We start from the raw sequence: 1,108 nt of genomic DNA, 5'->3' as shown, positions 1-1,108 counted from the left end.
GGCGCACTCGACGTGGCGCAGGCGGCGTTTGAGCGCAACATCAAGATCAGTGAGTTCTCCGTGCACAAGAGTCCGTCGGTCTTTGCCGGTCTGGCCAAGGTCTTCTCGGACAAGGATGACCCGGGCGAAGCGCTGAAAGTGCTGGCCCGCAGCAAGAGCGCGTTCAAGGACAACCCGCTAGCCGCTATCCAGACCGCTGCCGTCGAAAGCGTGGTCTACAAGAAGATGGGGCAGACTGACAAGGCCGAGGCGGCGATGGCCAACGCCGAGAGGCTGCTGGGCAGCCTGCCCGGCAAGCCCAGCCCCGAAGTTGCGCTGGAAATGGCCAAGAGCCTTCTATCACTGGGCAAAAAAGACAAGGCCTGCGCCTTGATGCGCGACCTGGTGAAGAACAACCACGAAAACGCGGACATCTCGCGCCAGATCGAGTCCGTCTTCGCGCATGCAAAGCTGGGGGCCGAGGGGCTGGCCCTCATCAAGGAGTCGCGCCAGGAAGTCGTCAACATCAACAACCAGGGCGTCGTGCTGGCCAAACAGGGCAACTACCAGGAAGGTGCCAAGCTGCTACGCACGGCCCTGCACAACCTGCCCAACAGCGAAGTGATCATCGCCAACCTGTGCGCCTTGCTGATCGGCCTGATGAGCCAGGAGGGCAAGAGCGATGCCCTGGTGCAAGAGGTCAGAGAGCTGCTCAACCGGGGTCGCGAGCTGAACCCTGCCAACAAGAAGTACCACCTCTACGCCAGCGCGCTGGCCCGCACGGTCGGCGGAAAATAGTAAAGTGGACCCCAGTTTTCAGACCGCGATTTGAGCTGCACGAAACCAAGGAAATCCAAAAAGTGACTGCGCATCAAAATGCGCAAAGTGCACACAGCGGACTTCAAAACGAAGTTGCCCGATCCAAATAACCTTGGCGATGTAGCTCTTGCGCTTTAGCAAACATGGTGTTCGTTTCAGCCCCCAAGAGCGTTGGCTAGACCAGCACCCGTTCAATCCCGCCCGCGTTGGCAATGGCCACATACTCCGGCAACCATTCCTTGCCCAGAATTTGGTTCGCCATTTCCACGACGATGTAGTCGGCCTCCAGCAGGCCGGTTTTCAAATCGTC

General features: G+C 59.2%; 2 protein-coding genes. One reads left to right on the top strand and one right to left on the bottom strand.

Translation table 11 applies throughout. The features are described 5' to 3' along the window. Positions 1-777: tetratricopeptide repeat protein (locus AC097P_RS24660; RefSeq protein ID WP_479613047.1), on the top strand; the 777-nt coding region annotated here is incomplete at its 5' end. A 196-nt stretch (positions 778-973) separates the two neighbouring features. Here AC097P_RS24660 and AC097P_RS24655 read toward each other — a convergent pair. Then, on the bottom strand, positions 974-1,108 hold a 135-nt coding region (locus tag AC097P_RS24655), incomplete at its 5' end, for a DUF3400 domain-containing protein (RefSeq protein ID WP_479613048.1).

The sequence above is a fragment of the Rhodoferax sp. ZS1R8 genome, assembly GCF_056521325.1.
The sequence above is the reverse complement of the archived record's forward strand: the minus strand, read 5'-3'. Positions and strand labels throughout refer to the sequence as shown.